This window comes from Pseudomonas sp. MYb13 (genome assembly GCF_002980075.1).
Lineage (GTDB): Bacteria > Pseudomonadota > Gammaproteobacteria > Pseudomonadales > Pseudomonadaceae > Aquipseudomonas > Aquipseudomonas lurida.
This window is the reverse complement of sequence record NZ_PCQI01000001.1, coordinates 58,605-83,051: the sequence shown is the minus strand read 5'-3', so window position 1 is coordinate 83,051 and position 24,447 is coordinate 58,605. Positions and strand designations below refer to the sequence as shown.

Below are 24,447 nucleotides of genomic sequence, written 5' to 3'. Positions count from 1 at the left end.
GGGCTTGCCCGCTCCCACCTTGTTGATCCGGTTTATCCCGTCAGATCCATTTCAGACCTCAATAAGCATAAGAAGAGGCGACCCCCATGCACCCTGAATCCTTCACCGGGCAGGCTTCTTTAGTCACGCCTACCAGAAAGCGCTTTTTCATCATGCTGCTGTTGTTCATCACGGTGGTGATCAACTACCTCGACCGCAGCAACCTGTCGATCGCCGCGCCGGCGCTGACCAGCGAACTGGGTATCGACCCCGTGCACGTCGGGCTGATTTTCTCCGCGTTCGGCTGGACCTACGCCGCCATGCAAATCCCCGGCGGCTGGCTGGTAGACCGTGTGCCGCCGCGCATCCTCTACACCGCCGCGTTGTTGCTGTGGTCCATCGCCACCGTGATGCTCGGTTTCGCGGCCAGCTTCATCGCGCTGTTCGTGCTGCGCATGGCCGTCGGCGCCCTGGAAGCCCCGGCCTATCCGATCAACAGTCGCGTGGTCACCACCTGGTTTCCCGAGCGCGAGCGCGCCACGGCGATTGGCGTGTACACCTCCGGGCAGTTTGTCGGGCTGGCGTTCCTCACACCGGTTTTGGCTTGGCTGCAACACGCGTTTGGCTGGCACATGGTGTTTGTCGCCACAGGCGGCGTGGGCATTGTGTGGGCGATCATCTGGTACGCGGTGTATCGCGAACCCAAGGACTTCAAAGGCGCCAACGCAGCGGAGATCGAGCTCATCCGTGACGGCGGCGGGCTGGTGGATATGCAGGCGAAAACGGTCAAGGCGCCGTTCAGCTGGGTCGACTTGGGCATCGTGTTGAGCAAGCGCAAGCTCTGGGGCATCTACCTGGGGCAGTTCTGCCTGAACTCCACGCTGTGGTTCTTCCTGACGTGGTTCCCGACCTACCTGGTGAAATATCGCGGCATGGACTTCATCAAGTCCGGCCTGCTGGCGTCGTTGCCGTTTCTCGCGGCGTTTGTCGGCGTGCTGTGTTCCGGGGTCTTTTCCGACTGGTTGATTCGTCGCGGCGCGTCGGTAGGCTTTGCACGCAAATTGCCGATCATTGGCGGGTTGCTGATCTCCACGGCGATCATCGGCGCCAACTATGTGGACTCGACGGCGTGGGTGATTGCGTTCCTGGCGCTGGCGTTTTTTGGCAATGGCCTGGCGTCGATCACCTGGTCGTTGGTGTCGACCCTGGCGCCGGCGCGGCTGCTGGGGCTGACCGGTGGGGTGTTCAATTTCATCGGCAACCTGTCGGCGATTGCCACGCCAATCGTGATTGGCTTTCTCGCCAGCGGCGATTCGTTTGCGCCGGCAATTACTTATATTGCGGTGCTGGCGTTGCTCGGTGCGCTGTCCTACGTCTTGCTGGTTGGTAAGGTCGAGCGCATCGAACTCAAATAACCACCGCCCAACCTTGCAGGAGCCGGCAAGCCGGCTCCTGCAGTGGGAGTGGCTCAGTTGAGGACGCCGTCGAGGATCTCGTAGACGATGCCCGTGCCGACGGCAATCAACACCACATCCGGCCCCGAACGGCGCCATTCATAGCCCGGGTATACCGGCAAGCGCGCCAGGGCGCGGTTATCGAGGCGTTCGCCGTAGTAGCCACGGGGCAGTGGCTGGCCGCGCACCAGGCGCACATTTGGCGGTGGTGGTGCGCCGCGGGAGAACTGGCCGTGGTTGTCATGGATGATCTGCCGAACCGGACCGAAGTCCTGGGGTGGGCCGCCGCGACGGTTGTCCTGCGGGCCGCGATGGTCATCGCCACGTTGTTCGTGCTGGCCTTGCGGGCCGCCACGGTCAGGGCCGCCTTGGTCATAAGGCGCGGCTTGCACCAGGGCGCTGGCACCAAGCACCAGCACGCCGAGGCTTGCGATCACGGATTTGGGCATTTTCATCGGGTATTCCTCAGGGCACACACAAAAAAGGGATCTCGAACGAGGTTCGACATCCCTTGGTCTTGCTGTTTAGGCCGTGCCTGAGCAGGTTGATTCCTCTGTATCAGGAACTTTACCTATGGCTTACGGGGCGCTTACTTACGGGCGTTACGCACGCCTTCCGATAGCGCCGCACACAAGCCCAGTACGCCATCGATGGCTTGCTGGTCATTGCTGGCGTTGGCGATGTGATCGATCAGCGCCGAACCCACGACCACGCCATCGGCCAGGCGGGCGATGGCCGCCGCCTGTTCCGGCGTACGGATACCAAAACCGATGCTGATCGGCAGGTCGGTGTGGCGACGCAGGCGGGTCACGGCTTCTTCGACATGCTCCAGGGTCGCTGCACCCGCACCTGTAACACCGGCCACTGACACGTAGTACACAAAACCGGAGCTGCCATTCAGGACGGTCGGCAAGCGCACATCGTCAGTGGTTGGCGTGGTCAGGCGGATAAAGTCGATGCCGGCAGCCTGGGCCGGGTCGCACAGCTCACCGTTATGCTCGGGCGGCATGTCGACCACGATCAGGCCGTCGACGCCGGCTTCCTTGGCATCGGCAATGAACGCCGTCACACCGTATTTATGGATCGGGTTGAAGTAACCCATCAATACCAGCGGCGTGTCGTGGTTGTCCTTGCGGAACTCGCGGACCATCTGCAGGGTTTTCGCCAGGTTCTGCTTGGCTTCCAGCGCGCGGATATTGGCCAGCTGGATCGCCGGGCCGTCTGCCATTGGGTCGGTGAAGGGCATGCCCAGCTCGATCACATCGGCACCGGCGGCTGGCAAGCCCTTGAGGATCGCCAGGGAGGTGTCATAACCCGGGTCGCCGGCGGTGACGAAGGTCACCAGGGCGGCGCGGTTTTCTTCTTTAAGCTGCGCAAAGCGGGCTTGCAGGCGGCTCATCAGTGTTTCTCCTGCTTAGACTGTTCCATATGGTGCATCACGGTCTGCATGTCTTTGTCGCCACGGCCCGAGAGGTTGAGCACCATCAGGTGATCCTTCGGCAGGGTGGGTGCGCGCTTGAACACTTCGGCCAGCGCGTGGGCGCTTTCCAGTGCAGGAATAATCCCTTCCAGGCGGCAGCATTTGTGGAACGCATCCAGGGCCTCATCGTCGGTCACCGAGGTGTACTGGACACGGCCGATGTCATGCAACCAAGCGTGTTCAGGGCCGATGCCGGGGTAGTCGAGGCCCGCGGAGATGGAGTGGGCGTCGATAATCTGGCCATCGTCGTCTTGCAGCAGGAAAGTGCGGTTGCCGTGCAGTACGCCGGGCACGCCACCGTTTAGGCTGGCGGCATGCTTGCCGGTCTCAATGCCGTGGCCGGCGGCTTCAACGCCGATGATCTGGACGCTGGTGTCATCCAGGAACGGGTGGAACAGGCCCATGGCATTGGAGCCGCCACCGATGCACGCCACCAGGCTGTCCGGCAGGCGGCCTTCCTGGGCTTGCAACTGGTCGCGGGTTTCCTTGCCGATCACGGCTTGGAAGTCACGCACCATGGCAGGGTACGGGTGTGGGCCGGCGACGGTGCCGATCAGGTAGAACGTGTCGTCGACGTTGGTCACCCAATCACGCAGGGCTTCGTTCATTGCGTCTTTGAGCGTGCCGGTGCCGGCCACTACCGGGATCACCTCGGCGCCCAGCAGCTTCATGCGGAACACGTTGGCTTGCTGGCGCTCAATGTCAGTGGTGCCCATGTAGATCACGCATTGCAGGCCGAAGCGCGCCGCCACGGTGGCGGTGGCCACGCCGTGCATGCCGGCGCCGGTCTCGGCAATGATGCGTTTCTTGCCCATGCGCCGTGCCAACAGGATCTGGCCGATGCAGTTGTTGATCTTGTGCGCGCCGGTGTGGTTCAGCTCTTCACGCTTGAGGTAGATCTTGGCGCCGCCGCAGAATTCGGTCAGGCGTTCGGCGAAATACAGTGGGCTTGGACGGCCGACATAGTCGCGCTGGAAGTAAGCCAGTTCTTCTTTGAACGCCGGATCTTCCTTGGCCGCTTCGTATTCGCGGGCCAGTTCGAGGATCAACGGCATCAGGGTTTCAGCGACGTAGCGGCCGCCGAACGCGCCAAACAGGCCGTTGACGTCTGGGCCGTTACGTAGATCGGTCTGGGACTGAGTCATGGGACGCTCCAGGAAAGAATGGGGGGTGTAAAGCAATGAGGACCACTCTACCCCTGACCTTCTACGCTGAAAACCGATAAGATCGCCGTAACCTGTCAGGAAAACTCACATATGAGCCGCGACCTTCCTCCCCTTAACGCGCTGCGTGCCTTTGAAGCCACCGCGCGCCTTAACAGCGTCAGCCAGGCTGCCGAGCAATTGCATGTGACCCACGGTGCCGTCAGCCGACAGTTGAAGGTGCTGGAAGAGCATTTGGGGGTGAGTTTGTTCGTCAAGGATGGACGCGGCCTTAAACTCACAGATTCCGGTATCCGTTTGCGTGACGCCAGCGCAGAAGCGTTCGAGCGGTTGAGGGATGTGTGTGCCGAACTCACCCAAAGCAGCGCCGACGCGCCGTTCGTGCTGGGGTGTTCGGGCAGCTTGCTGGCGCGCTGGTTGATCCCGCGCCTTGGCCGCCTGAACGCGGACCTGCCGGACCTGCGCCTGCATTTGTCGGCAGGTGATGGCGATCTCGATCCTCGCCGTCCTGGGCTGGATGCCCTGCTGGTGTTTGCCGAGCCGCCATGGCCCGCGGACATGCAGGTGTATGAGCTGGCCAGCGAGCGCATCGGCCCGGTGATGAGCCCGCTCTTCGCCGGCTATGAGCGCCTGCGCCAGGCGCCTGCCCAAGCCTTGTGTGGCGAAGCCTTGTTGCACACCACCTCACGCCCGCAAGCCTGGCCCAGTTGGGCGCAGCAACACGGGATCGCGCCCGGCACGTTGAAGCATGGCCAGGGGTTCGAGCATTTGTATTATTTGCTGGAGGCGGCGGTGGCAGGATTGGGGGTGGCGATCGCACCCGAACCGCTGGTGGCAGAGGACTTGCGAGCGGGTCGCCTGGTGGCGCCATGGGGGTTCAGTGAAACCCCGGCCCACCTGGCGCTGTGGCTACCCAAGCGCGCCGCAGACGGTCGCGCTGGGCAGCTGGCGCAGTGGCTCAAGGCTGAGCTGTTGCGCCAGCCGGGTTAGCCGGTAAACCATCAGTCACCGCGTTTGCACAGCAGATAAGCCGCCAGCAGACCCAATGCACCGACAGCGACGCCGGCGGTGGTCCATGGGTGTTCTTGCGCGTAATCGCGGGTTGCAACACCGGTTTCGCGGATTTTGACTTTGCTTTCTTCGTAGGCATCGCTGATCAGGTGACGGGAGTGCTTGAGGGCATTCTCGGCATTGCTTTTCAGGGCCTTCAGCGTTTTGCGCGACTCATCGGACGCATCGTCCTTGAGGCTCTCAAGTGACTTGAGCAGGCTCGAAATCTCGGCTTCCATGCTTTCCAGCGACGCTTTGCGTAAAGAAGTGTTGGCCATGTGGACTCTCCTGAATGATTGAGTGGCGTGTGTAGATACCGACTGCGGCCATTTCAGAAAGTGCAGTAAATCTGAACTTTCAGGTAGGAATGGTCGCCAGAAGCAGTACGAACATTGACTGCTACGCTTGCTAAACGACCCTTAGGAGAACTGCCATGAGTGATCATCACACTTACAAGAAAGTCGAATTGGTTGGCTCGTCCACCACCAGCATCGAAGACGCGATCAACAATGCCCTGGCCGAAGCCAACAAGAGCATCAAGCACCTGGAATGGTTCGAGGTGACCGAAACCCGTGGTCACATCAAGGACGGCAAGGCGGCACACTTCCAAGTCACCCTCAAAGTGGGGTTCCGAATTGCCAGTAGTTGATCACATCGGTTGAACTTGCCGACTGGCCGATTGCCATAACCTGCGCTACAACCAATGGGTGCCGATGCCACAAGCGTCGGCACGCTCTTTTCGATCAGCGCAAGGAAAGTAACGGATGAAGAAGTTCTTGTTAGCGGTAGGTTTGTTGAGCATTGCAGGCACAGCCCTGGCGGCGGGCAAGCCTTGTGAAGAGCTGAAAAGCGAAATTGCAGCGAAAATCGACGCCAAGGGCGCCTCGGGTTATTCGTTGGAAGTGGTGGATAAAGGCGCTGCAGCCGAGGGTTATACCGTAGTCGGCAGCTGCGAAGCCGGCACCAAGGAAATCGCCTACAAGCGCGGTTAATCCCGTGTTGCAGACATAAAAACCGACGCACGTGCGTCGGTTTTTTTTCGCCTGAAGGTTTTAGCCTTTCATCAACTGCGCCAGCAACTCATAGGAATGAATCCGGTCGGCGTGCTCGTACAGGTCGCAGGTAAAGATCAACTCATCGGCACCGGTTTGCTCGATCAGCACGTCCAGTTTGGCGCGGATCTTCGCCGGGCTGCCCACCATTGCCAGGCCAAGAAAGCTGGCGACTGCGTCTTTTTCATGGGGCAGCCATAGGCCTTCCATGGTTTTCACCGGGGGGCGCTGCACCAGGCTCTGCCCGCGCATCAGCGCGAGAATGCGTTGGTATACGGACGTGGCCAGGTAGTCGGCTTGCTCATCGGTGTCAGCGGCCACCAACGGAATGCCAAGCATCACGTAGGGTTTGTCCAGCACGGCCGAAGGCTTGAAGTGGTTGCGGTACACGCGAATCGCTTCATGCATCAGGCGTGGTGCGAAATGCGAGGCGAAGGCGTAGGGCAAGCCGCGTTCGCCCGCCAGTTGGGCGCTGAACAGGCTGGAGCCCAGCAACCAGACCGGTACGTTGGTGCCGGTGCCGGGAACGGCAATTACCCGTTGGTCGGGCGTGCGTGGGCCCAGGTAGGCCATCAACTCGGCCACATCTTCCGGGAAGTCATCGGCACTGCCCGAGCGCTCACGGCGCAGGGCGCGAGCGGTCATCTGGTCGGAGCCGGGTGCACGACCCAGGCCCAGGTCGATACGGCCAGGGTAGAGGCTTTCCAGGGTGCCGAACTGCTCGGCGATCACCAGGGGGGCGTGGTTGGGCAGCATCACGCCGCCGGAGCCGACGCGAATGGTCGAAGTGCCACCGGCCAGGTAACCCAGCAGCACAGAGGTGGCCGAGCTGGCGATGCCGTCCATATTGTGGTGTTCAGCCACCCAGAAACGGTTGTAGCCGGACTTTTCCACGTGCTGGGCCAGGTCCAGGGAATTGCGCAGCGACTGCGCCGGACTGCCGTTGGCCCGCACGGGCACCAAGTCGAGGGTCGAGAACTTTACGTCGGACAGCGATTTCATAAGCCTGCTTCTCCAAGGGGGCCGCAGGCTTTTTAGACGAACCAAAACCTGCCGCTGCATGTGCATACCTATGCAATGAGGGCATATACCCGAGATTCAATAGTTGGGCCGGAAATTTCCTACTGCATCACTAGGTTTCTCCGACAAGATGAACTTTGCCTGGCCGTCTATCCTCAGAACCCTTACTGACGCAAAACCACCGTTCGAGGAGACCGCTATGAGTATCGTTAAAAAAGCATCCGCGCATTGGGAAGGTGACCTGAAGACTGGCCTGGGTTCCATCTCAACGGAAACCGGGGTACTGCGCGAAGCGCCCTACGGCTTCAAGGCCCGTTTCGAAGGCGGTAAGGGCACCAACCCGGAAGAGTTGATCGGCGCAGCCCACGCTGGCTGTTTTTCCATGGCGTTTTCCATGATTCTCGGCGACGCCGGGCTCAAGGCTGACAGCATCGACACCCACGCTGAGGTGACCCTGGACCAGGTCGACGGTGGTTTCGCGATCACTGCGGTGCACTTGGTCCTCAAGGCCAAGATTCCAGGCGCTAGCCAGGCCCAGTTTGATGAACTGAGCAAGAAGGCCAAGGAAGGGTGCCCGGTGTCCAAGGTGCTGAACGCGACCATCACACTGGATGGCACGCTCGTAAACTGACACCGCTGTAGCGTTTAGGCGCCGGCTTCTGTAGGCGCTGGCTTGTCTGCGATGCATTACCTCGGCGTCATTGCAAAACCGAGGCGCCTGCATCGCGGGCATGCCCGGCCCCCACAGAGCTGTGTGCCGACATTTAGTTATGCGTTAAATCAGAACTCGTGTTTCACCGATGTGGTCCTATAGCCTATGCAGCCTTAGCCGCACACTCGTGCGCAATGCATTTAGGGAGCTTCAACATGAAACGTTTTGCCTTGGCGATCATCTGCGGTGTATTGGCCACATCGGCTGTGGCCGCACCAAAAGACTGCGAAGAGCTCAGGAAAGAGATCGAGGTCAAGATCCAGGCGAATGCGGTTCCGTCCTACACCCTGGAGATCGTCAGCAAGGAAGAAGCCGACAAGCACGACGTAGCCATGGTCGTCGGCAGCTGCGAGAACGGCACTAAAGCCATCGTCTACCAGAAAAACAACGACTGATCAGATGCAGTTGACGCTGCGTTCTTCTGCAAGCAACTGACGCGCCGAGTCATACAGCCGGATATTGGGTGTGAAGGCCAGTGAGCGGCCTTCCAGCACATAGCGCTGGCCGGCCTGGAAGTGGTCGTATTCCAGGGTCATGAAGCAGGTGCGGTACATCATTTGGCTCAGCCCACCCAAACCGCCGCCAGCAGGGACTTCAAAGTCGAAACGCACCATCAGTTCGTGATGGCCGGGCGGGAACTGGAAATAGCGCCCGTCATCCAGGTTCTTGCCGTCCAGCCGCTGCGCCATCACCAGCTTGGAACCCGGCGTCGGCGTGGTGAAATCCACCCAGGCTTGCTGCGGATCCACAGGGGGTACGGGGGTTGTCGTGCAGGCGCTAAGGAACACGGCGGCGACGGGAAGCAAGAGCTGACGCATGGCAGGCACTCGACAGAAAGAGAGAATTGAGCCTGACGCGACGGCAGCAGACTCCCTATGAGTATAAACACGTCAGGCCATGGAAAAATTCCGCACAGGCACGATAGTCTGGCGAGCAAATTACCCAGGAGCGGTCGGGGCATGGTCAGGCGTTTTCTTCCAGGGTTGATGGCTGTGCTGCTGAGCGGCTGCTCCAGTGTCAGTTATTACGGCCAGTTGGCCAGTGGTCAGTGGCAATTGCTACGGGCTCGTGAGCCGGTGGCGCGGGTGACTGCCGACCCCACCCGTCCCGCATTGCTGCGCGAGCATCTGGTGCAATCGCAGAAAGCGCGCACGTTCGCCAGTGAACACCTGCACCTTCCCGACAACCAGAGTTACAGGTTGTACGCTGATATTGGCCGGCCGTACGTGGTCTGGAACGTCTTCGCCACGCAGGAGTTTTCCCTGTCCCCCGAAACCCATTGCTTCCCCATCGCCGGCTGCGTGGCGTATCGCGGCTACTACAACCAGGGCGCGGCGCGCGGCGAGGCGGCGTTGTTGAAGCAACGGGGCATGGATGTATCGATCGGTGGCGTCGAGGCTTACTCGACCTTGGGCTGGTTCAATGACCCCATCATGAATTCAATGATGAACTGGGGGGATGAGCGCCTGGCTACGCTGATCTTCCATGAGCTGGCGCACCAGCGTTTCTATGTGAAGGACGACACCGAGTTCAACGAGTCGTTTGCCAATTTCGTCGAGCAGGAAGGCACGCGCCAATGGCGCGCGGCACGTGGGTTGGCGCCGGATAGCCTGTCGACTTCAACGCAGCGTGATCAGTTTATCCAGTTGGTCCTCGATACCCGTCAACGTCTGCAGGCCCTGTACGCGCAACCCTTGGCGGTTGATGCGATGCGCCAGGCCAAGGCGGCGCAATTCGAACGTTTGCGCCGTGATTACCGGCACCTGCGGGATAGCCAATGGGGCGGCGATAAACGTTATGACGGCTGGGTCAACCAGCCCATGAACAATGCGCGGCTGTTGCCGTTCGGGCTGTACGACCAGTGGGTGCCGGCGTTCGCGGCCTTGTTTGCGCAGGAGGGAGGGGATTGGGTGAGGTTCTATGCGGCGGTGGAGAAGCTGGGAGGGTTGCCGGTGGAACGGCGCAAGGCGGCGTTGAGACAGTTGGAGAGTCCTGGCCATTAGGGCCTCTTCGCGGGCTAGCCCGCTCCCACAGGTGACCGCCTTTCAACAGCTAGAGTGCGGTCGAACGTGGGAGCGGGCTTGCCGCCGAATGGGGTCTCAAGGCCGCTGCAAAAACGCCTCATGCATCTGTGCCAACGTCTCGAAATGCCAGGTCGGCGCTTCGGCATTCAACTCTTCGAAGCTGCCAAACCCGTACCCCACCGCCGCCGAATCCAGCCCATTGCTGCGCGCGCCGATCAAGTCATGCTTGCGGTCACCAATCATCAGGGTGGTGGCCGGGTCCAGGCCTTCTTCGCTGAGCACATGGGCGATCAGCTCAACCTTATTGGTGCGCGTGCCGTCCAATTCGCTGCCGTAGATCACCTTGAAGTGCTTGGCGAAATCGAAATGCCGGGCGATCTCGCGGGCAAACACCCACGGCTTGGACGTCGCCACATAGAGCTGGCGACCTTGGCCGCTCAGGTCTTCCAGCAGCGGCATCACGCCGTCAAACACACGGTTTTCATACAGGCCGGTGACCTTGAAGCGCTCGCGATAGAAATTCACCGCGTCCCAGGCCTTGGCTTCATCGAAGCCGTAGAACTGCATGAACGCTTGCAGCAAGGGCGGGCCGATGAAGTGTTCGAGTTGGGTCAGGTCCGGCTCATCAATGCCGAGTTTTGCGAGGGCGTACTGGATCGAGCGGGTGATGCCTTCTCGCGGGTCGGTGAGGGTGCCGTCCAGGTCGAACAGGACGGTTTGGTAGTGCAGGGTCATCGGTCGAATCCTTCAGCCAGGTGCAGGTCTTTGAGCTTCACGTAGTTCGCGGCGCTGTAGGTGAAAAAGGCGCGTTCCTTGTCAGTCAGCGGGCGGATCTGTTTAACCGGGCTGCCGACATACAAGAACCCGCTCTCGAGTTTCTTGCCTGGCGGCACCAGGCTGCCAGCGCCGATGATCACGTCGTCTTCCACCACGGCGCCGTCCATCACGATGCTGCCCATGCCGATCAGGATGCGGCTACCCACGGTGCAGCCATGCAGCATGACCTTGTGGGCGATGGTGACGTCGTCGCCGATCAACAGCGGGAAACCGTCCGGGTTGAAGGGGCCTGCGTGGGTGATGTGCAGCACGCAGCCATCCTGCACGCTGGTGCGCGCACCGATGCGGATGCGGTGCATGTCGCCGCGGATCACGGTCAGCGGCCAGACCGAGCTGTCGGCGCCGATTTCGACATCGCCGATCACCACCGCCGAAATATCGACAAAAGCCCCGGCGCCCAGGGCTGGCGTGTGGTTCTGATAGGTGCGAAGGGTCACGATAGCCTCTCTCTCTTCTGCTGATAGCTGCGGTGGGCGTTGATTGTAATTAAGATGGCCCCATCTTTGTTCTTACATGTTTCTTCAGCCAAGGTGCCAACCGTGAGCGCGAACAACCCTCTTCTGCAGTCCTACGACCTGCCGCCGTTCTCGGCGATCCGTGCCGAGCACGTCCAGCCGGCCATCGAACAGATCCTCGCTGACAACCGCGTTGCCATCGAAGGTATCCTGCAAAGCCAGGGTAAAAATCCGACCTGGGCCGGCCTGGTGCTGGCCATGGACGAGCTGAACGACCGCCTGGGCGCTGCCTGGAGCCCTGTCAGCCACCTCAATGCCGTGTGCAACAGCGCCGAACTGCGCGAAGCCTATGAAGGCTGCCTGCCGGCGCTGAGTGCCTACTCCACCGAGATGGGCCAGAACCGCGCGCTGTTCCAAGCCTTCGAAGCCCTGGCCAACAGCCCGGAAGCCGCCGGTTTCGACGTGGCGCAAAAAACCATCCTGGAGCATTCCCTGCGCGACTTCCGCCTGTCGGGTATCGATTTGCCGCCCGAGCAGCAAAAACGCTACGCCGAAGTGCAGAGCAAGCTGTCCGAACTGGGCAGCAAATTCTCCAACCAGTTGCTGGACGCTACCCAGGCCTGGACCAAACACGTGACCGACGAGGCCACCCTCGCCGGCCTCACTAACTCGGCCAAGGCGCAAATGGCCGCGGCCGCCCAGGCCAAAAGCCTCGACGGCTGGCTGATCACCCTGGAATTCCCGAGCTACTACGCGGTGATGACCTACGCCCAGGATCGCGCCCTGCGTGAAGAAGTCTACGCGGCCTACTGCACCCGTGCGTCGGACCAGGGCCCGAATGCCGGTCAGAACGATAACGGCCCGGTGATGGAACAGATCCTCGACCTGCGTCAGGAACTGGCTCAGTTGCTCGGTTACGCGTCCTTCTCCGAACTGAGCCTGGCCACCAAGATGGCCGAGTCCAGTGACCAGGTGCTGAGCTTCCTGCGCGACCTGGCCAAGCGCAGCAAGCCGTTCGCCGCTCAGGACCTGCAACAACTCAAGGCCTACGCCGCCGAACAAGGCTGCACCGACCTGCAAAGCTGGGACAGCGGTTTCTACGGCGAAAAACTCCGTGAGCAGCGCTACAGCGTGTCCCAGGAAGCCCTGCGCGCCTATTTCCCGATCGACAAAGTGCTGGGCGGCCTGTTCGCCATTGTGCAGCGCCTGTACGGCATCGAGATCGCCGAGCAGAAAGGCTTCGACACCTGGCACCCGGATGTCCGCCTGTTTGAAATCAAGGAAAACGGCCAGCACGTCGGCCGCTTCTTCTTCGACCTGTACGCTCGCGCCAACAAGCGTGGCGGTGCCTGGATGGACGGCGCCCGCGATCGTCGTCGTACGATCGACGGCGTACTGCAAAGCCCGGTGGCCAACCTGGTGTGCAACTTCACCCCGGCCGACAGCGGCAAGCCTGCGCTGCTGACCCACGATGAAGTCACCACGCTGTTCCACGAATTCGGCCATGGCCTGCATCACTTGTTGACCCGTGTCGAACACGCGGGAGTGTCCGGCATCAACGGCGTGGCCTGGGATGCGGTGGAGTTGCCGAGCCAGTTCATGGAGAACTGGTGCTGGGAGCCGGAAGGCCTGGCGCTGATCTCCGGTCACTACGAAACCGGCGAGCCACTGCCTCAGGACCTGTTGGAAAAAATGCTTGCGGCCAAGAACTTCCAGTCCGGCCTGATGATGGTGCGCCAGTTGGAATTCTCGCTGTTCGACTTCGAACTGCATGCCACCCACGGTGATGGCCGCAGTGTGGCCCAAGTGCTGGAAGGCGTGCGCGACGAGGTATCGGTGATGCGTCCGCCGGCCTACAACCGCTTCCCCAACAGCTTTGCGCACATCTTCGCCGGGGGTTACGCGGCGGGGTACTACAGCTACAAGTGGGCCGAAGTGCTGTCGGCAGATGCCTTCTCCAAGTTCGAAGAAGACGGCGTGCTCAATGCCGAAACCGGCCGCGCCTTCCGTGAGGCGATCCTGGCGCGGGGCGGTTCGCAGGAGCCGATGGTGCTGTTCGTCGACTTCCGCGGACGAGCGCCGTCGATTGACGCACTCTTGCGCCACAGCGGCTTGAGTGAGGACGCGGCAGCATGAGTGAGGGGCCTGTGATTACCAAAAAGCAATTCATCGCCGGGGCGGTCTGCCCGGCGTGCAGCGAGCCGGACAAGCTGAAGATGTGGACCGAAGACAACGTGCCGCATCGCGAGTGCGTGGCCTGCGGCTATACCGACACGCTGAATGACCAGGGGCTGTCGGTGCCCAAAGAGTTGGGTACGCGAGTGAATACCTCGGCGTTGAAAGCGCCTGCGGACCCTAAGGTGCAGGCGGTGCAGTTCTTTCCTAATCCGAAGCTGAAAAAAGTCTGACCGTTGTAGGAGCCCGGCTTGCCAGCGATAGCGCTCATGGGATCGCTATCGCTGGCAAGCTTGGCGCCTCCCCTTGTTTTTCGTCCTTGCCTGTCGTCGTGATCCAATCCTTCATTGAGCACAGTGCAAACGCACTCGTGCTGCAATCGCCATTCGCCAAAGCCGTGCGCAGCTTGTCGACATCGGCTCCCATCATGTAGCGGATGCCGTCCTTGAAGCCGTTACTGGTGCCAAAGCCGCCCAGCGTCATCTCGTTCAGAGCCTCTTCCTTGCTCCACCCCTGGATCACCACCCGATACATCGCCGCCATCAGGCCGGTACGGTCAGAGCCATGTTTGCAATGCATGAGCACCGGGCCGTCGGCTTCGGCTTCCCGGATTGTTCTCAGCGCGGCCAACACTTCGGAATCATCCACGTGATTGGTGCGGTAACTCAGCTGAACCTGGCGGACGTTGGGAGATTTGAGCCAGTTGGCATCGGACTCCGGCAAGAAGTTGATCACCGTGCCTATCTTCAGTTTTTCCAGCAGGGGCGCTGCCTTGCTATCCGGTAACGCGCTGCGATAGAGCGTCGGGGTCATCTGGTAGAGGTTGTAGTGGTCCCCTACAGACTGCGCCCATTCGGCTGAACGAATGGACGTGGGCTCGTCGGCCTGGGTATAGGCGCTGGTGAACACCGCTATGAATGCAAGGCCCCAGCCCGACAGCCATTGATTCTTGAGCATCTGTGACATAACCGAGCAGAGGGTGGGAGAGAGTGCCCAGCTTCATCTGCAGGGGGTCAAGGAGGCGTGAGGGGTTCGTCAAAGAATCGTTAAGCCTCAGTCTTTAGTCGCTGAAACGATTCTCTATATCCTTAGCCTGCTATCATTTGTAACTATTGATTGCCGCTGCGTTCTATCCCCTTGGATAGGTTGGATCCATTTCGCTGCTGAAAAACCCACAAGCTGCTCCCAGAAGCGGCTGATAACTCCGTGACCACATGATGAGGTGCCACCATGTCTGATCAAGATCAAGACAACCCCCGGCGTGACTTTCTGCGCAAATCCTTGACCCTGATCCCGGTGGTCACGGTTGCCAGCACCGGCCTTGGCGGTTCGATGCTGATGGCTACGCCTGAGCCCGCCCAGGCGGCACCTGCCAAGCCAGTGGTTACCGAAAAGTCCTACGAGCCCACGTATTTCACCGCTGAGGAATGGGCGTTTATCAACGCCGCCGTCGAGCGCTTGATCCCTGCCGATGCTCAAGGCCCGGGCGCCTTGGAAGCGGGCGCGCCGGAATATATCGACCGCCAGATGAACACCCCTTACGCCAGCGGCGCCCTATGGTTCATGCAAGGCCCGTTCAACGCCGATGCGCCGCCGGAAATGGGCTGGCAGAGCAAATTGGTGCCCAAGGACATTTATCGACTGGGCATTGCCGCGACGGATGCATGGTCGAAGGCGTTCAACGGTAAAACTTTTGCTGCGCAAGACAGCGCTACCCGAGACGATATATTGCGCCGCCTCGAGGCAGGTGGCAGCGAAGTGACAGCGCATTTTGAGGCGGTGCCGCCGAAGATGTTCTTCAACCTGTTGCTGCAAAACACCAAGGAAGGGTTCTTCTGCGACCCGATCCACGGTGGCAACAAAGGCATGGTCGGCTGGACCATGATCGGCTTCCCCGGCGCCCGCGCCGATTTCATGGATTGGGTGGAACGCAACGAGCAGTACCCCTTCCCGGCAGTTTCAATCCGCGGCGAGAGGGCCTGAACGTGGCGACCATCATGAAAAAAGTGGATGCGGTGATCGTAGGCTTCGGCTGGACCGGCGCGATCATGGCCAAGGAACTGACGGAAGCGGGCCTCAACGTGGTAGCGCTGGAGCGCGGCCCGATGCAGGACACTTATCCGGACGGCAACTACCCCCAGGTCATCGACGAATTGACCTACAGCGTGCGTAAGAAACTCTTTCAGGACATCTCTAAAGAGACGGTGACCATTCGCCATAGCGTGAATGACGTTGCCCTGCCTAACCGTCAGCTGGGTGCGTTCTTGCCGGGCAACGGCGTGGGCGGCGCAGGCCTGCACTGGTCGGGCGTGCATTTCCGTGTCGACCCGATTGAGCTGCGCATGCGCAGCCACTACGAGGAGCGCTACGGCAAAAGCTTCATTCCCAAGGACATGACCATCCAGGACTTCGGCGTGAGCTATGAAGAGCTCGAGCCGTTTTTCGACTACGCAGAAAAAGTCTTCGGCACTTCCGGCCAGGCCTGGACCGTAAAAGGCCAGTTGGTCGGCGAAGGGCGTGGCGGCAACCCGTACGCACCGGATCGCTCCAACCCGTTCCCTCTGCAAGCGCAGAAAAACACGGTGTCGGCGCAGTTGTTCCAGAAAGCCGCTGCCAGCGTCGGGTACAAACCCTACAACCTGCCCTCGGCCAATACCTCGGGGCCTTACACCAACCCCTATGGCGCGCAGATGGGCCCGTGCAACTTCTGCGGTTTTTGCAGTGGCTACGTGTGCTACATGTACTCCAAGGCCTCGCCGAACGTGAATATCCTGCCGGCGTTGCGCCAGGTGCCGAACTTCGAGCTGCGGCCTAATTCCCATGTGCTCAAGGTCAACCTCGACAGCACCAAGAGCAAGGCCACCGGCGTGACCTACATCGACGCCCAGGGGCGCGAATGCGAGCAGCCGGCGGACTTGGTAATCCTTGGCGCCTTCCAGTTCCACAACGTGCGTCTGATGCTGCTGTCGGGCATCGGCAAGCCCTACGACCCGATTACCAACGAGGGCGTGGTGGGCAGGAACTTCGCCTACCAGAACATGGCGACCATCAAGGCCTTCTTCGACAAGGACACCCACACCAACAACTTCATCGGTGCGGGCGGTAATGGCGTGGCCATCGATGACTTCAACGCCGACAACTTCGACCACGGCCCCCACGGTTTCGTGGGCGGTTCGCCGATGTGGGTGAACCAGGCGGGCAGCCGGCCGATTGCAGGCACCTCCAACCCGCCGGGCACCCCGGCCTGGGGCAGCGCGTGGAAACGTGCCACTGCCGATTATTACACCCACCAGGTGTCGATGGATGCCCACGGCGCCCATCAATCCTACCGGGGCAACTACCTGGATCTGGACCCGGTTTACCGCGATGCCTACGGCCTGCCGTTGCTGCGTATGACGTTCGACTGGCAGGAAAACGACATCAAGATGAACCGCTTCATGGTCGAGAAGATGGGCAAGGTTGCTGAAGCGATGAACCCCAAGGCGATCGCGGTACTCGGCAAAAAGGTGGGTGAACACTTCAACACGGCGTCCTACCAGACCACCCACCTCAACGGCGGCGCGATCATGGGCACCGACCCGAAAACCAGCGCGTTGAACCGTTATCTGCAGAGCTGGGATGTACACAACGTATTCGTCCCAGGCGCGTCCGCTTTCCCACAGGGCTTAGGTTACAACCCGACCGGCCTGGTGGCGGCATTGACCTACTGGTCGGCCCGGGCGATCCGCGAGCAGTATCTGAAAAACCCCGGCCCACTGGTTCAGGCATAAGGAGCGATGACCATGAAAGCACTTGTTATCGCGACCTTTGCCCTTTTCAGCAGTTACTCTGTGAGCGCCGCTGAAACCGACTTGATCAAGCAGGGTGAATACCTGGCCCGGGCGGGTGACTGCGTGGCCTGCCACACCGCCAAGGGCGGTAAGCCCTTTGCCGGCGGCCTGCCGATGGAAACCCCCATTGGTGTGATCTATTCCACCAACATCACGCCGGACAAGACCGGCCTGGGCGACTACAGCTTCGAAGATTTCGACAAGGCCGTACGCCATGGCGTCGCCAAGAACGGCAGTACGCTTTACCCGGCGATGCCCTACCCGTCTTACGCACGCGTCAGCGACAGCGATATGCAGGCGTTGTATGCGTACTTCATGAAGGGGGTCGAACCCGTTGCCCAGGAGAATAAGGACAGTGATATTCCCTGGCCCTTGAGCATGCGTTGGCCGTTGGCGGCGTGGCGTTGGATGTTTGCGCCTGCAGTCGACGCGCATCAGGCGCAAGCCGCTGCCGACCCGGTGATCAGCCGCGGTGCCTACTTGGTCGAAGGCCTCGGCCACTGCGGCGCGTGCCATACGCCACGGGCCCTGACCATGCAGGAAAAAGCCCTGAGTGCCACTGACGGCGACGCTTTCCTGTCCGGCAGCGCGCCACTGGAAGGCTGGATCGCCAAGAGCCTGCGCGGCGACCACAAGGACGGTCTCGGCAGTTGGAGCGAGGAGCAACTAGTGCAATTCCTCAAGACCGGTCGCAGTGATCGCAGTGCGGTGTTTGGGGGCATGAGCGATGTCGTCGTCCACAGCATGCAGTACATGTCTGAAAATGACCTGACAGCTATCGCCCGTTACCTCAAGAGCCTGCCGGCGGTGGACCCCAAGGACACGCCGCACTCGTACGACAAGCAGGTGGCGGATGCGCTGTGGAAAGGCGATGACAGTCAGCGGGGCGCCTCGGTGTATATCGACAACTGCGCCGCTTGCCACCGTACCGATGGCCATGGCTATACACGCGTGTTCCCGGCATTGGCGGGCAACCCTGTCCTGCAGACCGCGGATGCCACGTCATTGATCAACATCGTGTTGAACGGTGGCACCTTGCCGGCCACCCACACGGCGCCGTCCACGTTCACCATGCCGGCGTTCGCCTGGCGCCTGTCGGATCAGGAAGTGGCGGATGTGGTCAGTTTTATCCGCGGCAGTTGGGGTAACCAAGGCACGCCGGTAAACGCCAGTGAGGTGGCGGACCTGCGCAAGAACGATATGCGCACAACCTCTGGCGATGACCTGGGGCAAGTGACGCAAAAGCACTGATCCCTCCCTGACCGCCAAACGGCACTGGTCAGAAGCCTTGCGCCTCGATACTGTATATAAAAACAGTATCGAGGCGTTTTCATGTCTACTCCGCTGCCGCCCCGAGGCCGAGGCACGGCCACCAACCTGCATAACCGCTTTGCGCCCACTGTCAGCGTGGCCGAGGACGATGGCTGGTTCCAGGAAGTGCCGCCGACCCAGGGCACGGAAGTGCGCATCGAGACGGCCAGGACCATCATCACCCGCAACAACTCGCCGGACTTGCCCTTTGATCGCTCGATCAACCCTTACCGCGGTTGCGAGCATGGCTGCATCTACTGCTACGCCCGGCCCAGCCATGCGTATTGGGACATGTCGCCAGGGTTGGATTTCGAAACCAAACTGATCGCCAAGACCAACGCCGCGGATGTGCTGGAACAGCAGCTGTCGAAGCCGGGTTATGTGTGTGCGCCGATCAACCTGGGTTCCAACACCGACCCGTACCAGCCGATCGAGCGCGAGTACAGGATCACCCGCAAAACCCTGGAAGTGTTGCTGCGGTATCGCCACCCGGTGACCATCATCACCAAGGGTTCGCTGATTTTGCGCGATCTGGATCTGCTGACCGAGTTGGCGCGCCAGCGGCTGGTGGCCGTGATGATCAGCCTCACCAGCCTGGACGACGAACTCAAGCGCATCCTGGAGCCACGCACGGCGGCGCCCAAGGCGCGATTGCGGGCGATTCGGGTGATGCGTGAGGCGGGGATCCCGGTGGGTGTGCTGTGCTCGCCGATGATCCCGATGATCAACGACAGTGAGTTGGAAAGCCTGTTGACCGAAGCCCATGCCGCTGGCGCGCAAAGCGCGGCGTACATGATGCTGCGCCTGCCGCTGGAGGTGGCACCATTGTTCGAGGAGTGGCTGGCAGCCCATTACCCGCAACGTGCGGCCCATGTGATGAGCCTGGTGCGCCAGGTGCGTGGCGGCGAGGTCTATGACAGCCGGTTCGGCGTGCGCATGCGTGGCGAAGGCCCGTTTGCCGATTTGCTGGCGCAGCGCTTCAGCAAGGCGATCAAGCGCCTTGGGCTGAACCGGCGGGAGGGTTTCAATCTGGATTGCACAGCCTTTTGTCCACCGGGCAGGCAGATGGCTTTGTTGTAGAATGAGCAGGCAGAATGTGAGGTTCCTGTAGGAATAGTCGCGTTTTGACATCACTGAAACCCGCGTCCTAGAGCGGTTCATTCAGTTTGAGTTAAGTTTCGACGGTTACCTTGTTCAGCGAGTGACTGATGAGTCGACGTTCTGGTCTGTGGTATTTACAACTATTGCACCAGCCTGGCGTCAGAACTGAGCTGAAAACTCCCCTGCATTAATCAAGAGGATGAATCATGAGTGACAAGGATAAACAGCCGTTGGCTGCGTCGGCTTCTGCCTCTCCAGTGGCGGAAACCGCCGATGCAGCGCTAAAGCATATCGTTGACGGCTTTTTGCATTTCCATCACGACGTCTTCCCGCAGCAGGAAGAACTCTTCAAGAAACTCGCCACGGCACAGAGCCCACGGGCGATGTTCATTACCTGCGCCGACTCGCGCATCGTGCCTGAGTTGATCACCCAGAGTTCGCCTGGCGATCTGTTCGTAACCCGTAACGTCGGTAACGTCGTGCCGCCTTATGGGCAGATGAACGGCGGTGTTTCCACGGCCATCGAGTACGCGGTACTTGCCCTGGGCGTGCAGCACATCATCGTCTGCGGGCACTCCGATTGCGGCGCCATGCGTGCGGTTCTCAACCCGGCCAGCCTGGAGAAGATGCCAACCGTCCGGGCTTGGCTGCGACACGCCGAGGTCGCCAAGTCCATGGTCGAGGACAACTGCGACTGCGCCAACGAAGGCGAGAGCATGAAGGTGCTGACCGAAGAAAACGTCATTGCCCAGCTGCAGCATTTGCGTACCCACCCTTCCGTGGCTTCGCGCATGGCCAATGGTCAGTTGTTTATCCACGGTTGGATCTACAACATCGAGACCAGCGAAATACGCGCCTACGATGCCGACCAGTCGGCGTTCCGACCGTTGGGCGGCGACGGGCCGATCCCTTGCGCGACGCCTAAAGCGCGCTTCTAAAACACTTCCCTGCCGGGTAAAGCGGTGGCTGCCATGGACGCAGCCAGGCTTTACCGCGCCCGGCGAATGCCTCGGGAGAGTCATCATGCGTGCTGCTCAATTGAAAGCTGTATTGCCACGGGAGCTGCTCGCTTCCGTGGTTGTGTTTCTGGTCGCCCTGCCCCTGTGCATGGGCATCGCGATCGCCTCCGGCATGCCGCCTGCCAAAGGCCTGATCACCGGGATCATCGGTGGCCTGGTCGTGGGTTGGCTGGCGGGTTCGCCGTTGCAGGTCAGTGGTCCCGCCGCCGGTTTGGCTGTGTTGGTATTCGAACTGGTGCGCCAGCACGGGATGCTGATGCTCGGGCCGATCCTGTTGCTGGCCGGCTTTCTGCAACTGGTAGCCGGGCGTTTGCGCCTGGGTTGCTGGTTTCGCGTCACGGCCCCGGCGGTGGTATACGGCATGCTGGCGGGGATTGGCGTACTGATTGTGCTATCCCAGATTCACGTGATGCTCGACGGCGCGCCCAAGCCCTCGGGGTTGGACAACTTGACAGGCTTCCCGGCGGCGTTGGCCGAGGCGATCCCGACCCTGGGCGGTGGCCTGGGCTGGCAGGCGGGATTGCTCGGGTTGTCGACGATGCTGGTGATGTACGCCTGGGATAAATGCCGCCCGCAGACGCTGCGATTTGTGCCCGGCGCCTTGTTGGGCGTGGGCCTGACCACCGTTGTCAGCCTGATCCTGGCGTTGCAGGTCAAGCGCGTCGAGGTCCCGGAGAACCTCGCCGACGCCATCGATTGGTTGCGTCCAAGCGACCTGTTGAACCTCGCAGATCCCCAACTGTTGATCGCTGCTTTTGCGGTCGCGTTTATCGCGAGCGCAGAAACCCTGCTCTCCGCCGCGGCAGTCGACCGCATGCACAGTGGTCAGCGTTCTGATTTCGATAAGGAATTGTCCGCTCAGGGTGTAGGCAACATGCTCTGTGGCCTGGTCGGCGCTTTACCGATGACCGGCGTGATCGTGCGCAGTTCGGCCAACGTGCAAGCCGGTGCTACCACGCGTTTGTCGGCGATGTTCCATGGCCTGTGGCTGCTGGCGTTCGTGCTTCTGCTGTCGAGTGTGCTGCAAAGCATCCCGGTGGCGAGCCTGGCGGGCGTGCTGGTGTACACCGGTATCAAGCTGGTGGACGTCAAGGCGTTCAAGGCGTTGGGCCGCTATGGGCGGATGCCGATGTTCACCTACGCGGCTACGGCGCTGGCGATCATCTTTACCGACCTGCTGACCGGCGTGCTGGTGGGCTTCGGGTTGACGTTGGTCAAGCTGGCATTCAAGGCTTCACGCCTCAAGGTCAGCCTGATCGACTTGCCCCAGGAAGGTGAGATGGAGTTGCGCTTGACCGGTGCGGCGACCTTTCTGAAAGTGCCGGCGTTGACTCAAGTGCTGTCGACGGTGCCTGCGGGGAGCACTGTGCACGTGCCGCTCAATAACTTGAGTTACATCGACCATTCCTGCCTGGAGTTGCTGGAGGAGTGGGGGCGGGCCAATGCGGCCAAGGGCTCGAAGCTGGTGATCGAGGCGCGCGGGTTGAAGCGCCGGTTGGAAGGCAGGGTGCGGACGACGACGGGGATAGGTTCAGCGGCTTCAACAGGCTGACGAAACCGGGTCAAAGATGGGGGAGCGGACAAGCCTGCTCCCCCATTTGACCTCTGAGGGGCTGGAAATCAGGCAGGCTGATCCAGCGCCAACTCGACCCCCAACTGCCGCGACAGGCACGGCCAGCGCTTCCACGCAGCTTCCGTGTCCGGGCTCTTCAGCTGGTCGCGATAGGCTTCGACCGACTCCAGCGCAAAGCTGTCCTCGTTAAGCATTTCGTCCACCGCGTGGTGCACGGCTTCATCCAACTGGTTGGCGAATGCCTCGCCGATCAGTTGATGGGCAATGACATTAGCCACCGTGGTGTCGGCCGGAATCAACGGCTGGCCAAAATGCTTGATATAGAGATCGTTGACTTCCTCCACCAAGCGATGGGCCAGGTAGGCCTCGTCCAGAAGGCTGTCGAGCCCTTCATGGCCGGCCAGGATGGCGGGCGGTTGCAGGAAGAAATGCTCGGCAATCTTCAGCACCGGCTTGATCTGGCTTTCGATACCCGCCTCGCGGGCTACGTCGTTGGCGGCGTCGAGCAAGTCCGGGACGAGGTCGATGTAGGCCGTTACAAAGCGGGTCATGACAATGTTGCGATCACCGTCAGCCAGGGAGATGGCCGAATGCAGGTGCGGCAATTGTTTTTCCAGTTGCTGGGCAAGCTGGCCCGTGCTGGCTTCGTGTTGATGGGCACGGGAAATCTGCTCGCGCAATGCGGCGGTGTTCATGAAAGCTCCAGTGATGCAGGCGTAGGAAAAGGGAGAGGATAAGGTAGCTCGTTTATACGAGCGCCTAAGACGCATTTGTCATAATTATTTCATGGTTATGCACCCGCGTTATATCCAATTGCCATCGTTCGTCGGATAAACGATTCCGCCCCCGTATTTATTAGCGCCAACCGGTCATTTCTGCTCATTTGCCCCTACACATTGCGGGGTTGCAGAGCGTGTCTATACTCGGATTTGTACGCGATTAGCTGATGACGCCAGACTGCATAAGCAGGCAAGGCTAAGCGGTTGTAAGCAGTATGGAAGCCGCTCCCTTCGACGCAGGTGCAAACCGGCGGGATAACAAGAACGATAAGGGGAACCCGCAATGATGCGACATCCACACGTTTGGATGGGCCTCCTGTTGTGGTCGGTATTCGGCCAGGCACATGCCGCCTGGACAACGAATATGGCGCCAGGGGCGACAGAAGTCAGTTACGCCGTGTTCGACCTGCACATGACCATTTTCTGGATCTGTGTAGTGATCGGCATCATCGTGTTTGGCGCGATGTTCTGGTCGATGATCGTTCATCGCCGGTCCACGGGCCAGGTCGCGGCCAAGTTCCACGAGAGCACTACCGTGGAGATCCTCTGGACCGTCGTGCCCTTGCTGATCCTGATCGCGATGGCCATTCCGGCGACCAAGACCCTGATCAACATCTACGACAGCAGTGAATCGGATATCGATATCCAGGTCACCGGCTACCAGTGGAAGTGGCATTACAAATACCTGGGCCAGGACGTGGAATTCTTCAGCAACCTGGCCACGCCCGCCGAGCAGATCCACAACCAGGCGACCAAGGGCGAACATTACCTGTTGGAGGTTGACCAGCCGCTGGTGTTGCCGGTGGGGGCCAAGGTGCGGTTCCTGGTAACGGCTGCCGACGTGATCCACTCCTGGTGGGTGCCAGCATTTGCGGTCAAGCGCGACGCCATTCCAGGCTTCGTCAACGAGGCCTGGACCCGAGTCGAGAAGCCCGGCATCTACCGCGGCCAGTGCGCCGAGCTGTGCGGCAAGGACCATGGCTTCATGCCCATCGTGGTCGAGGTCAAGTCCAAGGCCGACTATGACACCTGGCTTGGCGAACGCAAGGAAGAAGCGGCCAAGCTCAAGGAGCTGACCTCCAAAGAGTGGACGCTGGAGGAGTTGGTGGCCCGTGGCGACAAGGTCTACCACACCACCTGCGTGGCCTGTCACCAGGCCGAGGGCCAGGGCCTGCCGCCGATGTTCCCCGCGCTCAAGGGCTCCAAGATCGCCACCGGGCCGAAAGAGGGCCATCTGAGCATCGTTTACCACGGCAAGCCTGGCACCGCGATGGCGGCCTTTGGCAAGCAGCTTTCGGAAGTGGATATCGCCGCCGTGGTGACCTACGAGCGCAATGCCTGGGGCAACAACAAGGGCGACATGGTCACGCCTAAAGATGTGCTGGCCATCAAGCAGGCGGAAAGCAAATGACCGACTTGATCGCTTTCACCTC

26 protein-coding genes are annotated in these 24,447 nt (G+C 60.7%); 16 read left to right on the top strand and 10 right to left on the bottom strand.

The annotated features are described in order from the left end of the window. The first annotated feature begins 86 nt into the window (after positions 1-86). Positions 87-1,394 carry an MFS transporter gene (locus CQ002_RS00415; protein WP_034110543.1) on the top strand — a complete coding sequence of 436 codons (1,308 nt, stop codon included), beginning with the start codon at positions 87-89 and terminating at the stop codon, positions 1,392-1,394. Between the two features lie 53 nt (positions 1,395-1,447). On the opposite strand, the gene CQ002_RS00410 is transcribed toward CQ002_RS00415, so the two are convergent. The 3 genes from CQ002_RS00410 to trpB form a co-directional block, all read right to left on the bottom strand. Beyond that, positions 1,448-1,888: an anti-virulence regulator CigR family protein gene (locus tag CQ002_RS00410; protein ID WP_034110545.1), complete on the bottom strand. Its 441-nt coding sequence runs from the start codon at positions 1,886-1,888 to the stop codon at positions 1,448-1,450. Between the two features lie 134 nt (positions 1,889-2,022). After that, the gene (trpA, locus tag CQ002_RS00405) at positions 2,023-2,832 is read right to left on the bottom strand and encodes a tryptophan synthase subunit alpha (protein WP_034110547.1); all 810 of its coding nucleotides are present in this window, start codon (positions 2,830-2,832) and stop codon (positions 2,023-2,025) included. Next, entirely contained in the window at positions 2,832-4,058 is a 1,227-nt protein-coding gene (gene trpB / locus CQ002_RS00400; RefSeq protein WP_034110549.1) for a tryptophan synthase subunit beta, read from the bottom strand. The genes trpA and trpB overlap by 1 nt, the downstream gene beginning before the upstream one ends. A 111-nt stretch (positions 4,059-4,169) precedes the next feature. On the opposite strand from trpB, the gene CQ002_RS00395 reads away from it, so the two are divergent. Then, positions 4,170-5,066, top strand: a complete 897-nt coding sequence (locus CQ002_RS00395; protein WP_034110551.1) for a LysR family transcriptional regulator — start codon at positions 4,170-4,172, stop codon at positions 5,064-5,066. 11 nt (positions 5,067-5,077) lie between these two features. Here CQ002_RS00395 and CQ002_RS00390 read toward each other — a convergent pair whose 3' ends face one another. Next, a complete protein-coding gene (locus CQ002_RS00390; protein WP_003170746.1) occupies positions 5,078-5,404 on the bottom strand; it encodes a YqjD family protein in 327 nt (108 codons plus the stop codon). A gap of 155 nt (positions 5,405-5,559) precedes the next feature. Between CQ002_RS00390 and CQ002_RS00385 the strand changes: the two genes are divergently transcribed. Both CQ002_RS00385 and CQ002_RS00380 read left to right on the top strand, forming a co-directional pair. Next, a complete protein-coding gene (locus CQ002_RS00385; protein ID WP_005783406.1) occupies positions 5,560-5,775 on the top strand; it encodes a dodecin in 216 nt (71 codons plus the stop codon). A 115-nt stretch (positions 5,776-5,890) separates the two neighbouring features. Further along, positions 5,891-6,118 (top strand): DUF1161 domain-containing protein, encoded by a 228-nt coding sequence (locus tag CQ002_RS00380; protein WP_034110552.1) that lies wholly within the window; start codon positions 5,891-5,893, stop codon positions 6,116-6,118. A gap of 60 nt (positions 6,119-6,178) precedes the next feature. Here the strand turns inward: CQ002_RS00380 and CQ002_RS00375 are convergent, their stop codons facing one another. Then, positions 6,179-7,180: an LLM class flavin-dependent oxidoreductase gene (locus CQ002_RS00375; protein ID WP_105161412.1), complete on the bottom strand. Its 1,002-nt coding sequence runs from the start codon at positions 7,178-7,180 to the stop codon at positions 6,179-6,181. Between the two features lie 217 nt (positions 7,181-7,397). On the opposite strand from CQ002_RS00375, the gene CQ002_RS00370 reads away from it, so the two are divergent. After that, positions 7,398-7,829, top strand: a complete 432-nt coding sequence (locus CQ002_RS00370) for an OsmC family protein (protein WP_034110556.1) — start codon at positions 7,398-7,400, stop codon at positions 7,827-7,829. A gap of 236 nt (positions 7,830-8,065) precedes the next feature. After that, entirely contained in the window at positions 8,066-8,305 is a 240-nt protein-coding gene (locus tag CQ002_RS00365; RefSeq protein WP_034110558.1) for a DUF1161 domain-containing protein, read from the top strand. Here CQ002_RS00365 and CQ002_RS00360 read toward each other — a convergent pair whose 3' ends face one another. Further along, positions 8,306-8,728, bottom strand: a complete 423-nt coding sequence (locus CQ002_RS00360; RefSeq protein WP_034110560.1) for a hypothetical protein — start codon at positions 8,726-8,728, stop codon at positions 8,306-8,308. Positions 8,729-8,869: 141 nt separating this feature from the next. Here CQ002_RS00360 and CQ002_RS00355 point away from each other — a divergent pair, with 141 nt between their 5' ends. After that, positions 8,870-9,913 (top strand): aminopeptidase, encoded by a 1,044-nt coding sequence (locus tag CQ002_RS00355; protein WP_105161413.1) that lies wholly within the window; start codon positions 8,870-8,872, stop codon positions 9,911-9,913. Positions 9,914-10,009: 96 nt separating this feature from the next. Here CQ002_RS00355 and CQ002_RS00350 read toward each other — a convergent pair whose 3' ends face one another. Both CQ002_RS00350 and CQ002_RS00345 read right to left on the bottom strand, forming a co-directional pair. Next, entirely contained in the window at positions 10,010-10,669 is a 660-nt protein-coding gene (locus tag CQ002_RS00350; protein WP_034110564.1) for an HAD family hydrolase, read from the bottom strand. Further along, positions 10,666-11,208 carry a gamma carbonic anhydrase family protein gene (locus CQ002_RS00345; protein ID WP_058424404.1) on the bottom strand — a complete coding sequence of 181 codons (543 nt, stop codon included), beginning with the start codon at positions 11,206-11,208 and terminating at the stop codon, positions 10,666-10,668. Before CQ002_RS00345 ends, CQ002_RS00350 begins: the two co-directional genes overlap by 4 nt. A gap of 102 nt (positions 11,209-11,310) precedes the next feature. Between CQ002_RS00345 and prlC the strand changes: the two genes are divergently transcribed. Beyond that, positions 11,311-13,362 (top strand): oligopeptidase A, encoded by a 2,052-nt coding sequence (gene prlC, locus CQ002_RS00340; protein WP_105161414.1) that lies wholly within the window; start codon positions 11,311-11,313, stop codon positions 13,360-13,362. Beyond that, positions 13,359-13,634 carry a YheV family putative zinc ribbon protein gene (locus tag CQ002_RS00335; RefSeq protein WP_034110570.1) on the top strand — a complete coding sequence of 92 codons (276 nt, stop codon included), beginning with the start codon at positions 13,359-13,361 and terminating at the stop codon, positions 13,632-13,634. Before prlC ends, CQ002_RS00335 begins: the two co-directional genes overlap by 4 nt. A 34-nt stretch (positions 13,635-13,668) precedes the next feature. On the opposite strand, the gene CQ002_RS00330 is transcribed toward CQ002_RS00335, so the two are convergent. Then, positions 13,669-14,358 (bottom strand): tyrosine-protein phosphatase, encoded by a 690-nt coding sequence (locus tag CQ002_RS00330; protein WP_105163092.1) that lies wholly within the window; start codon positions 14,356-14,358, stop codon positions 13,669-13,671. A gap of 273 nt (positions 14,359-14,631) precedes the next feature. Here CQ002_RS00330 and CQ002_RS00325 point away from each other — a divergent pair, with 273 nt between their 5' ends. The 6 genes from CQ002_RS00325 (at position 14,632) to CQ002_RS00300 (ending at position 22,214) form a co-directional block, all read left to right on the top strand. Beyond that, the gene (locus tag CQ002_RS00325) at positions 14,632-15,384 is read left to right on the top strand and encodes a gluconate 2-dehydrogenase subunit 3 family protein (RefSeq protein ID WP_034110574.1); all 753 of its coding nucleotides are present in this window, start codon (positions 14,632-14,634) and stop codon (positions 15,382-15,384) included. A gap of 2 nt (positions 15,385-15,386) precedes the next feature. Further along, positions 15,387-17,171 carry a GMC family oxidoreductase gene (locus CQ002_RS00320; protein ID WP_069078642.1) on the top strand — a complete coding sequence of 595 codons (1,785 nt, stop codon included), beginning with the start codon at positions 15,387-15,389 and terminating at the stop codon, positions 17,169-17,171. Positions 17,172-17,183: 12 nt separating this feature from the next. Next, positions 17,184-18,482 carry a cytochrome c gene (locus CQ002_RS00315; protein WP_105161415.1) on the top strand — a complete coding sequence of 433 codons (1,299 nt, stop codon included), beginning with the start codon at positions 17,184-17,186 and terminating at the stop codon, positions 18,480-18,482. A gap of 81 nt (positions 18,483-18,563) precedes the next feature. After that, positions 18,564-19,622 (top strand): PA0069 family radical SAM protein, encoded by a 1,059-nt coding sequence (locus tag CQ002_RS00310; protein WP_034110580.1) that lies wholly within the window; start codon positions 18,564-18,566, stop codon positions 19,620-19,622. A 227-nt stretch (positions 19,623-19,849) separates the two neighbouring features. Continuing rightward, complete coding sequence (locus CQ002_RS00305; RefSeq protein ID WP_034110582.1) at positions 19,850-20,581, top strand: carbonic anhydrase; 732 nt, start codon at positions 19,850-19,852, stop codon at positions 20,579-20,581. An 85-nt stretch (positions 20,582-20,666) separates the two neighbouring features. After that, positions 20,667-22,214, top strand: a complete 1,548-nt coding sequence (locus CQ002_RS00300) for a SulP family inorganic anion transporter (RefSeq protein WP_034110584.1) — start codon at positions 20,667-20,669, stop codon at positions 22,212-22,214. 68 nt (positions 22,215-22,282) lie between these two features. Here CQ002_RS00300 and CQ002_RS00295 read toward each other — a convergent pair whose 3' ends face one another. After that, positions 22,283-22,930, bottom strand: a complete 648-nt coding sequence (locus tag CQ002_RS00295) for a hypothetical protein (protein ID WP_034110585.1) — start codon at positions 22,928-22,930, stop codon at positions 22,283-22,285. Between the two features lie 367 nt (positions 22,931-23,297). On the opposite strand from CQ002_RS00295, the gene coxB reads away from it, so the two are divergent. Then, complete coding sequence (coxB, locus tag CQ002_RS00290) at positions 23,298-24,425, top strand: cytochrome c oxidase subunit II (protein ID WP_105161416.1); 1,128 nt, start codon at positions 23,298-23,300, stop codon at positions 24,423-24,425. Positions 24,426-24,447: the final 22 nt, after the last annotated feature.